Consider the following 20,615-nt stretch of genomic DNA (forward strand, 5'->3'; position numbering starts at 1 on the left):
GTCGGTTTGGCGCCGGTACTCTAGAGGCGCCCCACCACCGGAGGTCAAGCGCACCGCAAGGGGAGCAAAGCCGACAATTCGAACATGTGAGGATGAGCGAGCCCGTGGCCGACAAAAATAAGCGCCCCCCGCGGATCGATCTGAAGTCGCCCGACGGCAAATTCGGCCGGCTCATCCAGATCGGTGGCACCGCGTTCATCGTGCTGTTCGCCGTCGCCTTGGTCTTCTACATCGTGACGTCGCACCACAAGAAGGCCGGTGTGGCCGGTCCAAACGACGCGATCCGGGTGACGTCGAGCAAGCTGGTCACCGCGCCGGGTACCGACCAGCCCAAGGCCGTGGTGTCCTTCTACGAGGATTTCCTCTGCCCTGCCTGCGGCAATTTTGAGCGCGCATTCGGTCCGGCGGTCTCCAAGCTCATCGATATCGGCGCGATCGCGGCCGACTACACGATGGTGGCGATCCTTTCCAGCCCGCACAACGACAACTATTCGGCGCGGGCCGCCGCCGCCGCCTATTGCGTCGCTGATGAATCCCTCGACGCGTTCCGCCGCTTCCACGCCGCACTATTCAGCAAGGACATCCAGCCTCCCGAAGTGGGCAAGAACTTCCCGGACAACGCCAAACTGATTGAAATCGCCCGCGAAGCCGGTGTCGTGGGCAAAGTGCCGGACTGCATCAACAGCGGAAAGTACCTCGACAAGGTTGAAGGGTTGGCTGCGGCCGCAAATGTGCACGCGACGCCGACCGTCAAGATCAACGGCGAGGAATATGAATGGTCGACGCCGGATGCGTTCGTGGCCAAGATCAAGGAAATTGTGGGAAACGTTCCGGGCATAGACTCCGCGGCAGCGGCCGAGACATCCTGACCACTGTCGTGTCAGCCGAACCTGCCGAGCGTTCCAGCGGTCTGGCACCGGGCGAAGCGAGCGGTGTGCACGTGCCCGCGCTCAGCGCATGGTGGGTACTGATCGCCGGTGTCCTCGGCTTGCTGGCTTCGGGTGCGTTGACGGTGGAGAAAATCAGGAGCCTGCTGGATCCGACCTATGTGCCGGTGTGCAACATCAACCCGATCGTGTCGTGCGGCTCGGTGATGTCGACGCCGCAAGCGTCGATTCTGGGTTTTCCCAATCCGCTTGTCGGCATCGCCAGCTTCACCGTGGTGGTGGTCACCGGTGTGCTCTCGGTGGCGAAAGTGCCTCTGCCCCGTTGGTATTGGCACGGACTGACAGTCGGGATGCTTACCGGTGCGCTGTTCGTGCACTGGCTGATCTTCCAAAGCTTGTACCGCATTGGGTCCCTGTGCCCGTATTGCATGGTGATCTGGGCGATCACCGTCACACTGCTGGTGGTCGTCGCTTCGATGGCGTTCCGCCCGACGGACGGGCAAAATGGCGTTACCGCGCGCCTGCTTTTTCAGTGGCGATGGTCGCTCGTCGTGCTGTGGTTCACCGCGGTGTTTCTGCTGATCATGATCCGTTTCTGGAACTACTGGGCGACACTCATCTGAGTGATCGGCAACTGACTGGGCTGGGCTAGGTAAGGGGTCGAGCATGATCTCCAAAGTGTTAGTGGCAAACCGCGGTGAGATCGCGATACGAGCGTTCCGCGCCGCCTACGAACTGGGTGTCGGCACCGTCGCCGTCTATGCCCATGAAGACCGCAATTCGCTGCATCGATCCAAGGCCGATGAGTCCTATCAGATTGGTGAGGTCGGTCACCCGGTGCGGGCGTACCTCTCCGTGGACGAGATCGTCGAAACGGCCCGCCGCGCGGGCGCCGACGCGATCTATCCCGGCTATGGATTCTTGTCCGAGAATCCGGACCTGGCCGCGGCGTGCGCGGCGGCGGGCATCACCTTCGTGGGTCCAGGCGCCGAAGTGCTTGAGCTGACTGGAAATAAGTCGCGTGCCATCGCCGCCGCCCGAGCGGCCGGCCTGCCCGTGCTGACGTCCTCGGCACCGTCGGCCTCGGTGGAGGAGCTGGTCGCGGCCGCTGCTGGCATGCGGTTTCCGCTATTCGTCAAGGCGGTTGCCGGCGGTGGTGGCCGTGGCATGCGACGGGTCAACGAGGCTGCCGCGTTGCCGGAAGCGGTCGAGGCGGCCAGCCGAGAAGCCGAGTCCGCGTTCGGCGACCCGACCGTCTATCTCGAACAGGCGGTGCTGCACCCCCGCCACATCGAGGTGCAGATCCTGGCGGACACACACGGCGACGTGATCCATCTCTACGAGCGCGACTGCAGCGTGCAGCGCCGTCATCAGAAGGTCATCGAGCTGGCACCGGCGCCCAATCTGCCGGCCGAGCTACGCGACAGGATTTGCGCCGACGCGGTGGCCTTTGCCCGTCACATCGGATACAGCTGCGCTGGCACCGTCGAGTTCTTGCTGGATCGAAGCGGTGACTACGTCTTCATCGAGATGAATCCCCGGATTCAGGTGGAGCACACCGTAACCGAGGAGATCACCGACGTCGACCTGGTGTCCAGCCAGCTGCGGATTGCCGCGGGGGAGACGCTTCGCGACTTGGGCTTGGGGCAGGATGCGATCCGGCCCCACGGGGCCGCACTGCAGTGCCGGATCACCACCGAGGACCCGGCCAACGGCTTCCGCCCGGACACCGGGCGGATCAGCGCACTCCGTAATCCCGGCGGTGCCGGCATCCGGTTGGACGGCAGCACCAACCTGGGCGCCGAGATCAGCGCTCATTTCGACTCCATGTTGGTCAAGCTGACTTGCCGAGGCCGGGATTTTGCGACGGCGGTGAACCGGGCGCGCCGGGCGATGGCGGAGTTCCGAATTCGTGGGGTATCGACCAACATCCCCTTCGTGCAAGCGGTACTGGATGATCCCGATTTCCAGGCCGGCCGCATCACCACGGCGTTCATTGACGAGCGGCCCCAGCTGCTGACCGCGCGTACCTCGGCCGACCGAGGCACCAAGATCCTCAACTACCTGGCCGATGTCACGGTGAACAAGCCGCACGGCAGCCGCCCGTCCAAGGTGTACCCGAACGACAAGCTGCCTGCGGTGGATCTGGACGTCCCGCCGCCGGCCGGCTCCAAGCAGCGGCTGGTCGAGTTGGGTCCGGAGGGTTTCGCGCGCTGGCTCAGGGAATCGCCCGCGGTGGGTGTCACCGACACCACCTTCCGAGACGCCCACCAGTCGTTGCTGGCGACTCGGCTGCGCACCAGCGGACTGAGCCGGGTGGCGCCCTATCTGGCGCGGACCATGCCGCAGTTGTTGTCGGTGGAGTGTTGGGGCGGTGCAACTTACGACGTGGCGCTGCGCTTCCTCAAAGAGGACCCGTGGGAGCGGCTGGCCACGCTGCGTGCGGCGATGCCCAACATTTGTTTGCAGATGCTGCTGCGTGGCCGGAACACCGTGGGATACACGCCCTATCCCGAGGTGGTTACGTCGGCCTTCATCGAGGAAGCGACCGCGACCGGAATCGACATTTTCCGAATCTTCGATGCGCTCAACAATCTAGAGTCCATGCGGCCAGCGATCGACGCGGTGCGCGAAACCGGCTCCGCGGTAGCCGAAGTCGCGATGTGCTATACCGGCGACTTGGCCAATCCCGCGGAGCGGCTCTACACCCTGGACTACTACTTGCGGCTGGCCGAACAGATCGTGGACGCGGGTGCCCACGTGTTGGCCATCAAGGACATGGCCGGGTTGTTGCGGGCCCCGGCCGCGCATCAGCTGGTCAGCGCGTTGCGCAGTCGTTTCGATCTGCCGGTGCATGTGCACACCCACGACACCCCGGGCGGTCAGCTGGCCAGCTATGTTGCCGCCTGGCAGGCGGGTGCCGACGCCGTCGACGGTGCGGCCGCTCCGTTGGCGGGCACCACCAGTCAGCCCGCGTTGAGTTCGATCGTTGCCGCTGCCGCTCACACCGAATACGACACCGGGCTGTCGTTGTCAGCGGTATGCGCGCTGGAGCCGTACTGGGAAGCGGTACGAAAGGTCTACGCGCCCTTTGAATCCGGTTTGCCCGGCCCGACGGGTCGGGTGTATCACCACGAGATCCCTGGTGGCCAGTTGTCGAACCTGCGACAGCAGGCGATTGCGCTGGGATTGGGGGACCGGTTCGAAGAAGTCGAAGAGGCCTATGCCGGGGCGGACCGGGTGCTGGGGCGTTTGATCAAGGTCACCCCGTCCTCGAAGGTGGTCGGCGATCTGGCCCTGGCGCTGGTGGGTGCGGGCGTAAGCGCAGACGAATTCGCCGCGGAGCCAGCGCGATTCGATATTCCAGACTCGGTCTTGGGGTTCCTGCGTGGCGAGCTGGGTGATCCGGTCGGAGGGTGGCCCGAGCCACTGCGCAGCGCGGCCCTGGCCGGGCGCGCGCCGGCGAAGCCCGTCGGTCAGCTCACCGGTGAGGACCAGAGCGCACTGGCGGCGCCGGGACCCAAACGACAGGCGACCTTGAACCGGTTGCTGTTCCCAGCTCCGACAAAGGAATTCGAGGAGCACCGGGAAACCTACGGCGACACCTCCCAGATGTCGGCCAACCAATTCTTCTACGGCTTGCGCCAGGGTGAGGAGCACCGGGTAAAGCTGGAGCGCGGGGTGGAACTGTTAATCGGCCTGGAGGCTATCTCCGAACCCGACGAGCGCGGAATGCGAACGGTCATGTGCATCATGAACGGCCAACTGCGGCCGGTATTGGTGCGCGACCGCAGCATCGCCAGCGTGGTCCCGGCCGCCGAGAAGGCCGAGCGCGGTAATCCCGGACACATCGCCGCACCGTTCGCCGGGGTTGTCACGGTCGCGGTATCGACCGGGGATCAGGTAAGCGCCGGACAGACCATTGCCACCATCGAGGCCATGAAGATGGAGGCACCGATCACCGCTCCCAACGACGGCACCGTCGCCCGAGTGGCGGTGTCGGATACCGCCCAGGTCGAGGGCGGGGACCTGTTGGTGGTGGTGAGCTGACCCGGATCATCGGCGGCGTCGCCGGGGGCCGGCGCCTGGCCGTGCCCCCGCGGGGCACCAGACCGACCACCGACCGGGTGCGCGAGTCATTGTTCAACATCTTGAGCGCCCGCCGGGATCTGACCGGCCTGGCGGTGCTGGACTTGTACGCCGGCTCGGGCGCGCTCGGGCTGGAGGCGCTATCGCGTGGGGCGGCGTCAGCGATGTTCGTCGAATCCGATCAACGCTCTGCAGCCGTCATCGCTGGCAACATCGAGACACTCGGGCTGACCGGCGCGACGGTGCGCCGTGCCGCGGTGGCTACCGTGCTGGCGGCCGGACCCGAGTCGCCAGTGGATCTGGTATTGGCCGACCCCCCTTACGATGTCGACAACGCCGAGGTCGAGGCCGTGCTGGACGCGTTGGGCTCGCACGGCTGGGCGCGCGAGGGAACGATCGCAGCAGTCGAGCGAGCGGCCACCGGTGTTCCCCTGGTCTGGCCGCAGGGCTGGTGCGGGTGGCCGCAGCGGGTTTACGGCGACACCCGACTAGAGCTGGCGGAACTGGGTGCAAAGCCCTGCTAGCGTCATCGGTCATGACCGCAGCCGGCGATGCAGTGGGTAACGCCGGCTGCGGGGTCGAGGCGATGAGGAGGAGCGGCGCGTATGAGCGGCGCGGTATGCCCGGGTTCCTTTGACCCGGTGACGTTGGGCCATATCGATGTGTTTGAACGCGCCGCGGCCCAGTTCGACGAGGTGGTGGTGGCCATCTTGATCAACCCCGCAAAAAGGGGGATGTTCGATCTTGACGAGCGGATCGCAATGATCACGGAATCGACAACGCACCTGCCCAACTTGCGGGTGCAGGCCGGCCAAGGGCTGGTCGTCGATTTCGTCAGGGCCCAGGGTATGAACGCCATCGTCAAGGGTCTGCGCACCGGCACCGACTTCGAATACGAGTTGCAGATGGCCCAGATGAATAAGCACATCGCCGGCGTCGACACCTTTTTCGTCGCAACCGCGCCGCGGTACTCGTTTGTGTCGTCCTCGCTGGCCAAGGAAGTGGCGATGTTGGGCGGCGATGTTTCGGAGTTGCTGCCAGAACCGGTCAACCGGCGGCTGCGCTTACGGATCGATGGTGAACGGGCCTAGCCCGTGCCGGGCTAGGTCGGCTCGTTCCAGGTCGTCAGCTCGGTTTCGCCGAAACTAGCTGGGGTCGAAGCATTCGTAGAACGTTTGTGTTGCGTAGTCATAGCAGGTGTAGGTGCCGTATTCGGGCTGGTGGTTGGGGGTGGCGTTGGCGGCGCCAACCGCGCCGACAGCTGCCAAACCCATGGCCGCCGCCAGCAGCGACATGCTGGCCAGGGCGCGGATGCGGGTAGTGAACATGGGTACCTCTCGTGGTCATCGTTGGTGATGGCGGGTGGGCGGTTGCCGTTGATCGAAGGCTGCGGCCCGGCGTTTGGTGAAAGCTTGGGACATTCTTGGTGACGGAGGGCACCCGGCGTCGGTGCCAACTGCAGAACTCCGCCGCACCCGTGCACGAGGACTACTTGTTCGCTGGGCCGGCGGGGTAGTGCCTGGCCCTGCCCGGTAGTCGGCTACGAGTGGAAGAAACCGGACACGTTATTGAGGGCGTTGGATAGCCCGGAGCTGTTCGTGCCGGAGTTGAACAGGCCCGTGGTTGCGGTGACGACCACGGTGACCGGGTTGGGCGGGACGATGGTGATTTGAATCGCATTGTCCCCGCTGTTTCCGACGCCGGAGTTGTTGAAGCCAGTATTCGATATGCCGGAATTGAAACCGATACCGGAATTGCCGATCCCTACATTTGCCTGGCCGGAATTAAAGATTCCGGAATTGCCGTTGTTGAAAATGATGGTGCCGCCCGGGGAGCCATTCACGAATACGGGCGCGTTGGTGGACGACTGGGTGTTGAAGAAACCGGAAGTGTTTTCGCCTGAATTATTGAATCCTGAGTTGTTGCTACCGGTGTTCCAGAAGCCCGAATTTGGACCGCTTTGAGTGGCGATACTGCCGATTCCAGTGTTTAGATTTCCGGAGTTGAATATGCCGGTATTGGTGTCTCCGGAATTTCCCCATCCGGTGTTAAAAATACCCGCGTTGGAGAATCCCGTGTTGCCGCCGCCGGGCACCCCGGCGGCGCCGCCCGAGTTCAAGGCGCCAGTGTTGAAGGTGCCCGAGTTCCCGAAGCCGAAGTTGCCGGCACCCGCGTTACCGAAACCGGCATTCTTGTTGCCTCCGTTCTCGAATCCAAAGTTGGAGTTGCCCGCATTGGCGAAGCCCGTGTTGATGTCACCCGCGTTCACCGAGCCCGTATTGGTGTCTCCCGAGTTCGAGAAGCCGAAGTTGCCGTGGCCGGAGTTGAAGATGCCAACGTTATTATCGCCGGAGTTGAAGAAGCCGACGTTGTTGTTACCCGAGTTCCCGAAGCCAAAGTTGCCGAGCCCGGTGTTCAGCGCGCCGACACCCATTTGGTTATCGCCGGTGAGCCCAAATCCGATGTTGTTGTTGCCGCTGTTTCCAAATCCGATGTTGCCGCTACCGAGATTGGCGAATCCGAAGTTTTCGTTCCCGAGGTTCCCAAATCCTCTATTGGCGTCGCCCATGTTTGCGTTGCCGATGTTGTTACTGCCGGTGTTACCGGCACCGACGTTCATATCGCCGATATTCCCATGGCCGATGTTTTGGCTGCCGATATTCCCATTGCCGATGTTCTGTGTGCTGCCGGCACCGGTCATTGTCTGGATCCCGTTACCGCTACCCAGATTCGAATTTCCGTAGTTGCCGTTACCCACGTTTCCATGGCCGGTGTTTCCGCCGCCGAAGTTGGAGTCTCCGGTGTTTCCGCCGCCCAGGTTGGTGTTGCCGATGTTTCCGTTGCCGAGGTTGCCGTCGCCGGTGTTTCCGTTGCCCAGGTTGAGGTTGCCGATGTTTCCCAAGCCTGTATTGATCGCCGGGATACCCGCCGCTTGCGCGGCGGCGGTTAGCTGACTCACACCCGGCAGCCCCGACAGCGCCTGCATCAGTCCTGTCTGCCATGACGGTAACGCCGCCGCCGCCGCGGAGGCCCCGCCGTGATAACCCACCATCGCCGCCACATCAGCGGCCCACATCTGCTCGTAAATGCCCTCCGCAGCAGCAATCGCCGGCGCATTCTGACCAAACAAGTTCGACATCACCAACTGCACAAACGCATCACGATTCGCCGCCACCGCCAACGGATGCACCATCGCCGCCCGCGCCGCCTCAAAAACCCCGGCCACCGCCTTGGCCTGCCCAGCCGCACCCACCGCCCGCGCCGCCGCCGCACTCAACCAACGCGCATACGGCGCCGCCGCAGCCGCCATCGCCGCCGCCGCCGGACCCTGCCACGCCTGACCCGCCAACCCCGAGGTCACCGACGCAAACGCCTCCGCCGCCGTACCCAACTCCTCAGCCAAACCACCCCACGCCGCCGCCGCCCCCAACATCGGCGCCGACCCCGCACCAGAAAACATCCGCAACGAATTGATCTCCGGCGGCAACATCGCAAAATTCATCAGAACCACCCGTCCAACAAGGGCTGTAGGAGTTATGCGCCCGTTTGCCAGCGGTGAGCGCCGGTAACTCACGTATTGGGTATGACCCCGACCCTACGAAATTCTGCGCCGCCCCAATGCCCAGTTCGCGAAATTCATTTGTATTCGGCTACCGCGCCGACCGGGTAGCGCTACCGCCGAGCGCCCGGGGGAGGGTGGAACTCCCAGGGGGCATGGCGCGACGGCAACCACTAAGCGCCGGGTTCGTCAGAAGACGATGGTCTGGTTGTGGTGAACGATCACTCGGTCCTGACAGTGCCAGAGCACGGCGCGAGAAAGTACGGCGCGTTCGACATCGGCGCCCACCCGCACCAGATCCTCGACGGTGTCATTGTGGTCGACACGAACAACGTCTTGCTCGATGATCGGTCCTTCGTCGAGCACTTCGGTCACGTAGTGCGCGGTTGCACCGATCAGCTTGACGCCACGCTCGCGTGCCCGCTTGTAGGGCGATGCGCCAGTGAAAGCGGGAAGAAACGAATGGTGAATATTGATCAGGGGGCAGCCGATCGCGTCGAGAAATTCGGGGGTGAGGATCTGCATGTAGCGGGCAAGAACCACCAAATCGACGTTACCGCAGAGCAACTCACGCTGGCGCCGCTCGGCCTCTGCGCGGGTGTCACGGGTTGCCGGGATGTGGACGAACGGCACACCGAAGGGTCGTACCTGTTCAGCCAGCTCCGGATGGTTGGCGATCACCATTACAACGGACATCTCGAGCTCGCCGCGCCGGTTGCGCCACAGCAGATCCAACAAGCAGTGGTCTTCTTTGGAGGCCATGATCGCCACCCGTTTGGGCTTGGCGGCCTCGGCAAATCGGTAATCGATGTCGAACTTGTCGGCCACGGCGGCCCCGAATTCGCGTTGCAGTCCGTCGATGGCGGCGGTGAGGCCCGGCAGGTGAAAGATGGCGCGCTGCAAGAAGGTTCCGCCCTCCGGGGCGGTGGAGTGCTGGTCCAGCGAAATGATGTTCGCGCCGGCCTGGGCCAGAAAGCTACTGACGGCGGCGATGATTCCGGGGCGGTCGTGGCAGCGGAGCAGTAGCCGGCCGATATCGGCCGGGGGAGGCGGTGCGCCGCCAATGAGCGGGTGGTTGTCAGGCATTGTCGCGCAGGATGATGCCGCTGCCCAGCGAGCTATTGGCCATGTTGCCCGTGCTCTTGGTGGCCGTGACCGTGGCCTTCCGCGCCGGGAGAGCCGCCCATCATGCGCAGCATCGGCATTCCGCCACTGGTGAGGAACCGGGCCACCAGCAACGCAGCGACGGCGAGAAAGAATATGTTGAGCCAGGTGGTGTAGTTCCACGACATCTCGGCGTGCAGGACCGTGGCGTTGCGCTGGCTTGGGATGAGATGAGTTGCGCCAAAAAGCAGTTCGATGAGATAGCCGGCGACGACCATCGATGCGTAGAAGGTGGCGAGCAGCGTCAGCATCATCTTCGTGCCGTAGTACTTCCGATAGATGTTCAAGATCGGCAGGATCAGCAGGTCGGCGAAGATGAAAGCGATGACACCGCCGAAGCTGATGCCGCCGTTCCACAGCACCGCGGCCAGCGGCACATTGCCGATCGAGCAGACGAAAGAGACGATCGCAACTATCGGTCCCACGATCGGGCCCCACAGTGCCGACAGGCTTGGGTGGTTGGCTAAAAAGAAGCTCTGCCAGAATGTTTCGGGCACCCATGCGGCGATGGCCCCGGCAATGAGCAGGCCAAGGATCAGGTCGCGCAGAATCGCCGCCCACTCCATGACGAACACGTGCGAGACCGAGGTAAACGCCCGTCGGGAAAACATTCGCTGCCAAAAAGAACCGTCGCCGCCGACCGACATGTCCATGGCGGCATGGCCTTCCATCGAACCGGCGACGCCTTTTTCGGCTTGTTCGCGGGCGGCGTCGATGAGTCGGGTGCGCACGAACAGCCGGAACAAGACGGCCAATACGATGATCATCAGTGGGCCACCGACAAACTCCGCGGCGGTGAACTGCCAGCCCATCAGTAGGGCCAGAATGATGCCCAACTCCACCACCAGGTTGGTCGAGCCGATCTCGAAGGCCATTGCGGCGACAAAATTGGCACCTTTACGGAATAGCGACCGTGCCAACGCCACCGCGGCGTAGGAACACGAGGACGACGCTGCGCCCAACCCGGCAGCGACGGCCAGGGTGCGTGGCCGAGCATCACCCATCAGCGCCACAATCGTCGAGCGGCGCACCACGGCCTGCACCACCGCCGACAACGTGAAGCCGAGAATGAGTGCCCACAAAATTTCCCACGTCATCGACCCGGTTATGGCCAACGCGTGTCCGATCGCTCCCAATACGGTGCCCGCCACTCGGTCCTCCGCTCCGGTTGCAAATCTCGGGCGATCATCACAGTTTGGGCAGATGCCCCCTCGGGGGGGCAAGTTATACCCAGTGGAGGTACATGTCAAGGCCGCGATCCCCGTCCAGGCTAACGAAAAACAGCTGGTAAGCGGGTGAAAATTGGCTAACGACCACGCTATTGGGTCGGCGGCCTAGCGCGCGACTGCCGGCACCGGCCAGGTCCGTTCGTCGTCCGTTTGCCGTCCCCATTTCCGCAGACTTCCTCGAACCGGCGCGGTAGGAGGGTACGCTACGGCCTCTGGGTGGGGTCTAACGATTGGCGTTGGCCTGCGACGTGTGAAGGGACGCCGGGATGAGCAACGCATTCAACGCGCCCGGGCCGCCCACTCGCCGACGACGGATCCTGTTCATCGCCGAGGCGGTGACCCTGGCGCACGTGGTGCGACCGTTCGTCCTGGCGCAATCGCTTGACCCGAAGCGCTACGAAGTCCACTTCGCCTGCGACCCGCGGTTCAACGACCTGCTGGGCGCGCTCCCGTTTCCACACCACCCGATCCGGACCATCCCAAGCGAGCGGTTTCTGGGCAATCTGGGTCAGGGCCGCTTCTACACCATGCGGACGTTGCGTGAGTACGTCGAGGAGGACCGCAAGGTTCTGGCCGCGGTCGAACCGGACCTGGTCGTCGGCGACCTTCGGATCTCGCTCTCGGTCAGCGCCCGGCTGGCCGGCATCCCTTATGTCGCCATCGCCAACGCCTACTGGAGTCCCTACGCTCGCCGCCGCTTTCCGCTGCCCGAGGTGTTATGGACCCATTTGTTTGGCGTGCGGCTGGTCAAATTGCTGTATCGATTGGAACGCCCGCTGTTTTTCGCCCTGCAGTGCCTGCCCCTCAATTGGGTGCGGCGAAAGCACGGGTTGCCGAGTCTGGGGTTCAATCTATGTCGCATTTTCACCGATGGGGACTACACGCTGTATGCCGACGTACCCGAGTTGATGCCGACGTATGACCTACCGGCAAATCACCGGTATTTAGGCCCGCTGCTCTGGTCGCCCGCCGGCGGGCCCCCGGCGTGGTGGGACTCGGTGCCGACGGATCGGCCGATCGTGTATGCGACCCTCGGTACGTCCGGCGGGCGCAACCTGTTGCAGGTGGTGTTGAATGCCCTGGCCGATTTGCCGGTGACGGTGATCGCCGCCACCGCGCACCGAAGTGATCTGACCCACGTGCCGGCCAACGCCTTCGTCGCGGACTACTTGCCCGGGGAGGAGGCCGCAGCGCGCTCGGCCGTGGTGGTCTGCAACGGCGGCAGCCTATCGACGCAGCAGGCCCTGGTGGCCGGGGTGCCGGTGGTTGGGATCGCCAGCAACCTGGATCAGCACCTGAACATGGAGGCCATCGAGCGGGCCGGCGCGGGCGTGCTGTTGCGAACCGAGCGTCTGAGCAGCCGACGGGTAGCAGCGGCTGTCACTCGGGTGCTCGGTCGGCCCGACTACCGACACTCCGCCGACGGCTTGGCCGAGGCCTTCGGGCGAGATTTCGCTCGGTTTTCCCAGCATGTGGACAGCGCGTTGCGCGCCGCGGCGGAAGAGCTGCCCACCGCGGCAGCTGCTGGGTAGCGGCACGGTCCTGAAAGGGTCGTTTGCCACCAATAAGCGCTCCGCTGTGCGGGATAAGGAAGCCAAACAGCTTGTCGAGCAGTAAGTTTGGGAACGCTGCCGGCTTGCGGGCGGTGGCGTCCGGCCACTGTCGACGGATCGCGCCATGCGAACAATAGTTCGATGGCGCCTGAAGGCTAACGTTTTCCCTCTCGGCGAAAGGAAACCCGTCATGCGAGCATCCGAAGCTGCCAAGGCGTTCGTGTGGCGCGCCAGCGAAGAGCTCTGGAACAACGGTCAGTACTACCTCGGCAGGGATCGTCGGGTGAACCGCATCAGGGTCACGCAGCGGGCCCTTGCGGGGATCGCGGCGCCGGCCTACCTCGAGATCGGTGTCTCGCACGGATTCGCCTTCCGGCGGATCAGCGCTGACGAGAAGATCGCCGTTGACCCGCAGTTCCTGCTCTCGGCCCGCTCCCGCAAGCTCGCTGGCGCTAAGGCGCGCGCCACCCACTATTTCGACACAACCAGCGATGACTTCTTTGCCAACGAGACGGCGTTGCTCGAGCGGCGTGGCATCGACGTCGCCCTGATCGACGGGCTGCATACCTACCAACAGGTGGTGTGTGACGTCGAGAACACCCTGCGCTATCTGCGGGACGACGGCGTCATCGTGCTGCACGATTGCAACCCGGCACGTGCCTCGATCGGCTTCCCCGCGACCTCCTATGCCGATTTTCGTGCGCACAACCGTGCGTGGGATGTGTTCTGGAGTGGCGACGTTTGGAAAGCGATTGTCCACCTGCGCAGCACCCGGCCGGATCTGCGGGTCGCGGTGCTGAATTGTGATTTTGGTGTCGGGATCATTCGAAAGGGAGCGGCGGAGTCGCGATTGCCCTACTCGGCGGCGGAGGTCGAAGCGCTGACCTACGCCGATCTCGCCGCCGACCGTGAGCGCTTACTGAACCTGAAGCCGCCCGCCTACCTAGACGAATTTCTGTCGTCGGAACAGCGAATCAGCCCCAAGATTTGATCGGGAGCTGAGGGTATACGGCAGCAATTGGGTCGGCGCTACTTGCGCCATAGGGCCCCGGTCCCATCGATATCGACGATCTGCGCGGATACGCCATGTGTCTCGCGGTAGTCGGTGACCGCTCGTCGACACGGTTTGAGTATGTAGTCATCGACGATGCAGAAGCCCCCGGGGGACAACCGTGGGTACAGCGCGTCAAGCGCTTGGATGGTCGACTCGTAGAGATCGCCGTCGAGCCGCAATACCGCGATGCGATCGATCGGGGCGTCATGCAGCGTGTCCTTGAACCAACCGGATAGAAAGCGGACCTGCTCATCGAGCAGCCCGTAGCGCGCGAAATTCGCCCTGACCTCGGTCTCCGGTACCGCCAGCAGAGTGCCAAAGAGGTCGAATCTCATCCGAATGCCTCTGTCTGCCTTGTAGTTTGCCGTGTCCGGACGCGGCAATCCCGCGAACGAGTCGGCCAGCCATACGCACCTGGTCCGATTCCCGTGGGCCGCCAGCACCGCGCGCATCAGGATGGAAGCTCCGCCGCGCCAGACGCCGCATTCGACAAGATCGCCGGGGACGTTGTCGGCCAGCACCGTCTCAACGCAGTGCTGCAGACTGGTTAGTCTGCGCATGCCGATCATCGTCTCGGCCTGCGCCGGCCAGTCCAGGCCGAAGTCGCGTTTGTGTTGACCCAGCGGACTTTTCCCCAAGAACACCGGTTGCAGCGCGTTGATGGTCTTGAGCAAGAGCCGGCGCCGCAGTGGCCACGTCGCGGGCATTTGTTCGTGTATCCCATAGCTGGTGAGGTTGCGTCGAATCAGGTCGAGATACAGCGATCGGACATTGGTATCAGTCGTGGTCACGACCGCCCCCAATCTGGAATGCCAATACTTGCGGCGCCGAATTGAGACCGTCGGCGGCGACGTTCGAGTCCAGAGTATGGGAAGTTTTGAAGTCGTGTTCGTGGCTAACTCGGCCGCGGCCGGCCACGGCCGTGCGGGCCTTGTCCGGGTTCGTCGAAAACCGCCTGAACAGGACAAAGACGAGCACGTGCGGCGTCTGCGGCGCCGCTCGTTTTCGGAAATTCGACCGCCCGCTACCTGAGTCGGACCGCCTCCAGGGTGACTCCGACGTCCGGCAGGCGTGCCAGTAGCGCATCGCCCATCGCCGCTGCCGGAGTCAGCGCACCACGCAACTCGGAGAGCCGGTCGCGGTCGAGCGCCAGCGCCAGACCGCTTTCGCCGAGCAACACCGCCGTCGAGCTGTATGCATCAATATCGTGAGCAAAGACGGCCCGGTAGCGGGCGCCGGTGGTGGTCGTGGTGTACGTCTCGAATGTGTAATGGCCGCGTTCGCGGGTTTTCCGGCTTGGACCGGTGCCCGGTTTGGGCGTGACGCGCTCCACCAGTCGCTGGGGTAGGCGGCTGAAGTACTTATTGCCTAAACCAATCGCGCCCGCGACAGCGCCGGTTACGGCGGCGGAGGCTACCGGCGCCGCCAGCGACTTACCCAGACTCATCGTCTCCGAGTAGCGGAATCGTCTGCCGTAAGCCCAATCCTGTAACGCGTTGCTACGACGGACAATTCGAGTGTTGAACGGGCCCTGAACAAATCCGCCCGTCCAGAAGCCGGCTAGCTCGGGGGCCAGGTCGCGTCCGCGGCGCCAGGGGAAATCCGGCTGCGGGCCGAGGTCGGGTTCGGCACCTCGATCCGTGGTGAGGGTATAGGGATCTTTGACCAGCCGATGGGCCTCGGGGTCGCTGGACGCGGTGCGCATCGCATCGGAATACGTCGCGACCGAGCCGCCGGAGACCCAGCGCTGGGAGAACGAGCGCAGCACCAGGTCGGTGTCGCACAGTTCACCGGTGTTGTCTTCGGTCGCGCGGCGATACAGTTGATAGACGTTCAGATCCGAAGGGATCGAGTCGAATCCGCACGAAAGTACTATCCGCGCCCCGGTATCGGCGGCCTGCTTGTGGTACTGGTCGATGGCGTTTCGGCAGAACATCAATTCGCCGGTCAGATCGGCGTAGTCGGTGCCGGCCTGGGCGCACGCCGCTACCAGAGGCAGGCCATAGCGCGTGTAGGGTCCGACGGTGGTCAGCACGACCTGGGTGCGGATGGCCATCGCCTCGAGCGTGGACGGTTGTGAGGTGTCGGCGACGATCAGCTGCCAGTCCTGGGCGGTGGGGCCCAGCAGGTCCTGCACGGCGCGCAGCCGTTCGCTCGAGCGGCCGGCCAACGCGATCCGTGCTGGTGCCCCTCGGTGCGCGAGATGTGCGGCGGTCAACTTGCCGGAGTAGCCGGTGGCGCCGTACAAGACGATGTCGAATTCCCGCTCAGCTGGGCTCATCGGGCTGACACTACCCGAGCGGCCCCCACGATTATTTGGCTGTTTCGGTGGGTGCGGAGTGGTCCCGTGTCAGTCCTTGATGAAGCAGTACATCCGATACGAGATATCCCCGCTTTCCAGGTAACGGAACAGCTGGGTGCCTTCCACGCCGATGTATTCGCGACCCGCGAAACGCAGGAAGGCCGGTAGATTGCGATCGACCAGGTCCCGCGACTTCTGGGTATTTTTCTCGATGCCGCGCAGCACCTCCGCATTGATTTCCTTCTGGGAAAGCTGTCTCAGCGAACTCTCGGCCAGGGCCGCCTCCCACTCGGCGACCTCGTTGCTAGGGCGCAGGTCCGCGTAGGGAAAGTAACCTCCTGGGCGCAACACGCGCTCGACCTCGGCCAGGAAACGCGGAAAGTGTGGATAGCAGTGCGAGGCTTCGACATTGAGAACCACGTCGAAGGATTCGTCGTCGAAGGGCAGATTTTCGGCGTCGCCTCGCACAAATTCCAGTCCGGGCAGATTGTGCCGCTTTTGGCAGAGCTTGATGCCGGCACCATTCAAGTCGAGTCCCGTGTAGGAGGCAGGTTTCAAGGTTCGCGTCAGGTATGAGGCCCCGCCGCCGTGGCCGCAACTAACCTCGAGCACCCGCTTGCCGGTCAGATCCGCCTGGGTCGCGGTGCGGTGGTACAGGTTGATGTGGGCGCGGTTGGGCTCGTCGGGCGCTTCCAACGGAAGGTTCATCGGCGGGTCCTCCTCATAGGCCCAGTTGATGAACACGATTTCGTCCGAACCGAGTCCCCGGGTCATCAGCGGGTACCAGAACCGCCAAACTCGCTTGTAGATAGAGGTACTGCCCACACGGGCGAGGAGGCGGTGCACGCGACTGAAGGCCATGGGCAAGGAGTATGGCAGACAGGAAACGTGCGCGATCCCCCCGCAGGAAAAATGGCGACTCGGGGGCTGGGTAAGCCGCCAGACACTGATGGCTCCGGGTGTCCGACCGCGGCCCGGGGCCGGCTGAGGTAGCGTGCCCGGGGTGACAGTGATCGACGGCGCGGTACGCGGGCGGTGACGATGGGCGGATTTCGCTTTGGGTTTGTCGATGCGCTTGTGCATTCGCGCTTTCCACCGAGCATGTTGCCGAGGGCGAGTTCGGTGGCCGCCGCTGCCATGGGTGCCGATTCGTACTGGGTTGGCGACCACCTGAACGCCCTAGTGCCGCGCTCGGTCGCGACACCGGAATACCTGGGAATCGCGGCTCGGCTGGTACCCAAGATCGACGCCAACTATGAGCCGTGGACGATGCTCGGAAACCTGGCCGCTGGCAACCGGGTCAATCGCTTGCGACTTGGCGTGTGCGTGACCGACGTCGGTCGGCGCAATCCTGCGGTTACCGCGCAGGCCGCCGCGACCTTGCATTTGCTTACCCGGGGCCGCGCCATCCTCGGCATCGGTGTCGGGGAGCGGGAAGGCAACGAGCCCTACGGCGTGGAGTGGACCAAACCGGTCGCGCGGTTCGAAGAAGGCCTCGCCACGATTCGCGCGTTGTGGGATTCCAACGGGCAGCTTGTCTCGCGCGAATCACCGTATTTTCCGCTGCATAATGCCCTGTTCGACCTGCCGCCGTACCGGGGGAAATGGCCCGAAATCTGGGTGGCGGCGCATGGGCCGCGGATGCTGCGGGCTACCGGACGCTACGCCGACGCCTGGGTTCCCATTGTCGTGGTTCGTCCCGCTGACTACAGTCGCGCGCTCGAAGCCGTGCGCACCGCGGCGTCGGATGCCGGTCGCGATCCCATGTCGATCACCCCTTCGGCGGTGCGTGGTGTGATCACCGGCTGGAACCGCGACGACGTCGATGAGGCGCTGGATTCCGTCATCGTGAAAATGACCGCGCTGGGCGTGCCCGGGGAGGCCTGGGCACGTCACGGCGTCGAGCACCCGATGGGAGCCGACTTCTCCGGCGTGCAGGACTTGATTCCACAGACCATGGACAAAGAGACGGTGCTGTCCTATACGGCCAAAGTTCCGCCGGCCCTGATGAGAGAGGTCGTCTTCAGCGGGACGCCGGACGAGGTCATTGATCAGGTAGCGGAGTGGCGCGATCACGGCCTGAAGTATCTGCTTGTTATCAACGGCAGTCTGGTTAATCCGAGTCTGCGAAAGACGGTCGCGGCGAGCCTGCCGCACGCCAAGGTCCTGCGCGGACTCAAGAAGCTGTAACCCGGCGCCTGCCCGCAGATTCCGGACCGCCGGCCCGGCGAGTGGTGTACGAACAGTTCTGAGCGACAGGCTATTTCGCTCTGTACGGCCCAGCGCTACTGGCGAATGACTCAAAGTCATTATCGGACTTCAAGACTCGCGTCCCGGCCGATAGGGACGTTGGTGCTTGTCGGCGGTTGCGTCGCTGGCGGGTCGACCCCCAAAGTGCACCCATTGAAATCTGTGTGTATAGGTCGGAGTTTGCTCGCGGGTTCAGCGGAGCACAGCATCCGTGCGGCTGCCGACGTTAAACGCAAAATGCCGTGTGCCAACTTATCTAGAGGTTCTTATGAAATTCAATCGTGCGAACCTTGGGCGACATGCCGGCCTAACCGAGCGTTGCCGACACGCCGCGGGAACGACTCTTCCAGGGATATTTCAGGGACGTTTCAGGAACACCAGTAACAATGGCCCCGGCACGCCAACTGGACACGCTGCTGAGTACCCTCAAACCTCGTGTCTGCCAAACGGGTTCCGGCCAGAGCGGAGGTCGCATGTGACGGCCAGGTTAATTCTCGCACCGGGCGCCCTCGCCGGGCGTCGCTATGGCCGTGGGGCCTCATCGATTTCGCGTTCCGGCCCGCCGGGGCGTCGCAGGTTAACGCGCTGATTCGGATTCGACTGACACGGCAGCTAAACGGTCGTAGTCTCATCGGTCGAGGGCAAGGATAAACATGGACGTCAACGCTGTTTCATTTCATGCCGGGGGCGAGGTGACGACGCGGCCGGCATCTAGGACGGATAGGCAAGCACCACAACCGCCGGATGCGATGAGAACGAGATTCGCGATGAGCGAGTCTACGCTTACCGATCTGCTGCACAAGGCGGCTACCCAGTACCCCAATCGCGCGGCGTACAAGTTCATCGACTATGAGGTAGATCCGGCGGGCTTCACCGAAACCCTCACCTGGTGGCAGGTCTACCGACGCACAATGATCGTCGCGGACGAGCTCCGGATTTACGGGGCGAGCGGTGATCGGGTCGCGGTACTGGCCCCGCAGGGGTTGGACTACATCATTGCTTTCCTGGGTGTGCTGCAGGCCGGTCTCATCGCGGTACCGCTGCCGGTGCCGCAGTTCGGTATTCATGATGAGCGAATTTCCGCGGCACTGCAGGATTCCTTGCCGACGATCATTCTCACGACCTCGTCGGCGATGGATGAGGTCACCAAATATGCGCCGCACGCGCGTGGCGTGCAAGGCCGTGCACCGATTGTGGTGGCGGTGGACTCGCTGGACCTGGACTCCCCGCGGGAACTCGAGGCAACTCCGCAAACCCATCCCGGCACGGCGTATCTCCAGTACACATCGGGGTCCACCCGCTCGCCGGCCGGCGTGATCCTTTCGCACAAGAACGTCATCACCAACTGCGTACAGCTGATGTCCGACTACCTCGGGGATACCGAGAAGGTGCCGTCAACTGCGGTGTCGTGGCTGCCGTTCTATCACGACATGGGCCTGATGCTGGGCGTGATTCTTCCGATGGTCAATCAAGACACCGGGGTGTTGCTGAGCCCGATGGCATTTTTGCAACGACCGGCCCGCTGGATGCAATTGCTGGGCAAATATCGTGGGCAGATTTCCAGTGCGCCCAACTTCGGTTTCGAATTGGCGGTACGCCGAACCTCCGATGACGACATGGCCGGCCTTGACCTGGGGCACGTCCGGGCAATCGCCACTGGTGCCGAACGCGTCAACCCCGCGACACTCAGACGCTTCATCGACCGGTTCGCCAGCTTTAACCTCAGTGAGACGGCAATCCGACCGTCCTACGGGCTCGCGGAGGCGACCGTGTACGTTGCTACCGCTGGACCTGGATGTTCACCGAAGAGTGTCTGTTTCGACTACCAACAGTTGTCGGCGGGTCGGGCACAGCGTTGTGACAGCGAAACGGGCGAAGGCGCCAAGCTGGTCAGCTACGGTGCCACGCGGGCGTCGACGGTGCGGATCGTCGATCCGGAAACCAGCACGGAGAACCCGGAGGGAACGGTCGGTGAGATATGGGTGCAAGGGGACAATGTTGCCATGGGTTATTGGCGAAACCCCGAGCTTACCGCGCGCACGTTCGATGCGAAGCTCGTCGATCCGTCGCCGGGCACATCGGTAGGTCCGTGGCTGAGGACGGGAGACCTTGGCGTCGTGTTTGAAGGCGACCTGTACATCACGGGTCGCATCAAGGACTTGCTCATCGTCGATGGGTCCAACCACTACCCGGACGATATCGAGGCGACGATCCAGGAAATCACCGGCGGCCGGGTCGTGGCGATAGCCGTACCGGGTGATGGCACTGAGCAGCTGGTCACCATCATCGAACACGCCAATTGGGGCTACACCGATGAGGTGGCGCGAGACAAGCTGCGCACGGCCAAACGTGAAGTCACCTCCGCAATATCGAGATCGCACCGGGTGCGCGTCGCGGACGTAGTCTTGGTGGCGCCCGGTTCCATCCCGGTTACCACCAGCGGTAAGGTTCGACGCTCAGCCTGCGTCGAGCGATACCTGAACAAAGAATTCACCCGCTTGGACCGCCCGGCATGACGGCGGGTCGGT

General features: G+C 63.5%; 16 protein-coding genes and 1 pseudogene. 9 read left to right on the forward strand and 8 right to left on the reverse strand.

Annotation, left to right across the window (positions count from 1 at the left end; translation table 11 throughout):
* Positions 1 to 104 precede the first annotated feature (104 nt).
* The 5 genes from MB901379_RS07510 (at position 105) to coaD (ending at position 6,067) form a co-directional block, all read left to right on the forward strand.
* Positions 105 to 869, forward strand: a complete 765-nt coding sequence (locus MB901379_RS07510) for a DsbA family protein (protein ID WP_158019023.1) — start codon at positions 105 to 107, stop codon at positions 867 to 869.
* Positions 870 to 877: 8 nt separating this feature from the next.
* Positions 878 to 1,510, forward strand: coding sequence for a vitamin K epoxide reductase family protein (locus MB901379_RS07515; protein ID WP_232022015.1), 633 nt, complete (start codon positions 878 to 880; stop codon positions 1,508 to 1,510).
* Positions 1,511 to 1,553: 43 nt separating this feature from the next.
* On the forward strand, positions 1,554 to 4,937 hold the full coding sequence (locus MB901379_RS07520; protein WP_158016040.1) for a pyruvate carboxylase: 3,384 nt from the start codon (positions 1,554 to 1,556) through the stop codon (positions 4,935 to 4,937).
* Positions 4,934 to 5,500, forward strand: coding sequence for a 16S rRNA (guanine(966)-N(2))-methyltransferase RsmD (gene rsmD / locus MB901379_RS07525; RefSeq protein WP_158019024.1), 567 nt, complete (start codon positions 4,934 to 4,936; stop codon positions 5,498 to 5,500). The genes MB901379_RS07520 and rsmD overlap by 4 nt, the downstream gene beginning before the upstream one ends.
* A gap of 81 nt (positions 5,501 to 5,581) precedes the next feature.
* Positions 5,582 to 6,067, forward strand: coding sequence for a pantetheine-phosphate adenylyltransferase (gene coaD / locus MB901379_RS07530; RefSeq protein ID WP_158016041.1), 486 nt, complete (start codon positions 5,582 to 5,584; stop codon positions 6,065 to 6,067).
* Between the two features lie 54 nt (positions 6,068 to 6,121).
* Here the strand turns inward: coaD and MB901379_RS07535 are convergent, their stop codons facing one another.
* The 5 genes and pseudogenes from MB901379_RS07535 to MB901379_RS07550 all read right to left on the reverse strand — a co-directional run bounded on the left by MB901379_RS07535 (position 6,122) and on the right by MB901379_RS07550 (position 10,904).
* Positions 6,122 to 6,304, reverse strand: coding sequence for a hypothetical protein (locus MB901379_RS07535; protein WP_158016042.1), 183 nt, complete (start codon positions 6,302 to 6,304; stop codon positions 6,122 to 6,124).
* A gap of 212 nt (positions 6,305 to 6,516) precedes the next feature.
* Entirely contained in the window at positions 6,517 to 7,071 is a 555-nt protein-coding gene (locus MB901379_RS25415; protein ID WP_456319951.1) for a pentapeptide repeat-containing protein, read from the reverse strand.
* A 111-nt stretch (positions 7,072 to 7,182) separates the two neighbouring features.
* Positions 7,183 to 8,478, reverse strand: a pseudogene (locus MB901379_RS25420) (PPE domain-containing protein); the annotation flags it as partial.
* 246 nt (positions 8,479 to 8,724) lie between these two features.
* Entirely contained in the window at positions 8,725 to 9,621 is an 897-nt protein-coding gene (purU, locus tag MB901379_RS07545; RefSeq protein ID WP_158016044.1) for a formyltetrahydrofolate deformylase, read from the reverse strand.
* 32 nt (positions 9,622 to 9,653) lie between these two features.
* The gene (locus tag MB901379_RS07550; RefSeq protein ID WP_269462789.1) at positions 9,654 to 10,904 is read right to left on the reverse strand and encodes a permease; all 1,251 of its coding nucleotides are present in this window, start codon (positions 10,902 to 10,904) and stop codon (positions 9,654 to 9,656) included.
* 290 nt (positions 10,905 to 11,194) lie between these two features.
* Between MB901379_RS07550 and MB901379_RS07555 the strand changes: the two genes are divergently transcribed.
* Both MB901379_RS07555 and MB901379_RS07560 read left to right on the forward strand, forming a co-directional pair.
* Entirely contained in the window at positions 11,195 to 12,460 is a 1,266-nt protein-coding gene (locus MB901379_RS07555; RefSeq protein WP_158016046.1) for a glycosyltransferase, read from the forward strand.
* 211 nt (positions 12,461 to 12,671) lie between these two features.
* Positions 12,672 to 13,472 (forward strand): class I SAM-dependent methyltransferase, encoded by an 801-nt coding sequence (locus MB901379_RS07560; protein ID WP_158016047.1) that lies wholly within the window; start codon positions 12,672 to 12,674, stop codon positions 13,470 to 13,472.
* 38 nt (positions 13,473 to 13,510) lie between these two features.
* Here the strand turns inward: MB901379_RS07560 and MB901379_RS07565 are convergent, their stop codons facing one another.
* The 3 genes from MB901379_RS07565 to MB901379_RS07575 all read right to left on the reverse strand — a co-directional run bounded on the left by MB901379_RS07565 (position 13,511) and on the right by MB901379_RS07575 (position 16,698).
* Positions 13,511 to 14,326, reverse strand: coding sequence for a TylF/MycF/NovP-related O-methyltransferase (locus tag MB901379_RS07565; protein WP_158016048.1), 816 nt, complete (start codon positions 14,324 to 14,326; stop codon positions 13,511 to 13,513).
* 233 nt (positions 14,327 to 14,559) lie between these two features.
* A complete protein-coding gene (locus tag MB901379_RS07570) occupies positions 14,560 to 15,816 on the reverse strand; it encodes a saccharopine dehydrogenase family protein (protein WP_158016049.1) in 1,257 nt (418 codons plus the stop codon).
* A 69-nt stretch (positions 15,817 to 15,885) separates the two neighbouring features.
* On the reverse strand, positions 15,886 to 16,698 hold the full coding sequence (locus MB901379_RS07575) for a phthiotriol/phenolphthiotriol dimycocerosates methyltransferase (RefSeq protein ID WP_158016050.1): 813 nt from the start codon (positions 16,696 to 16,698) through the stop codon (positions 15,886 to 15,888).
* Positions 16,699 to 16,878: 180 nt separating this feature from the next.
* Here MB901379_RS07575 and MB901379_RS07580 point away from each other — a divergent pair, with 180 nt between their 5' ends.
* A complete protein-coding gene (locus MB901379_RS07580) occupies positions 16,879 to 18,027 on the forward strand; it encodes an LLM class flavin-dependent oxidoreductase (protein WP_158016051.1) in 1,149 nt (382 codons plus the stop codon).
* A gap of 827 nt (positions 18,028 to 18,854) precedes the next feature.
* Positions 18,855 to 20,603: an AMP-binding protein gene (locus MB901379_RS07585; protein ID WP_197717873.1), complete on the forward strand. Its 1,749-nt coding sequence runs from the start codon at positions 18,855 to 18,857 to the stop codon at positions 20,601 to 20,603.
* Positions 20,604 to 20,615 lie beyond the last annotated feature (12 nt).

It is taken from the genome of Mycobacterium basiliense, assembly GCF_900292015.1.
In the GTDB taxonomy this organism is placed as follows: Bacteria; Actinomycetota; Actinomycetes; order Mycobacteriales; family Mycobacteriaceae; genus Mycobacterium; species Mycobacterium basiliense.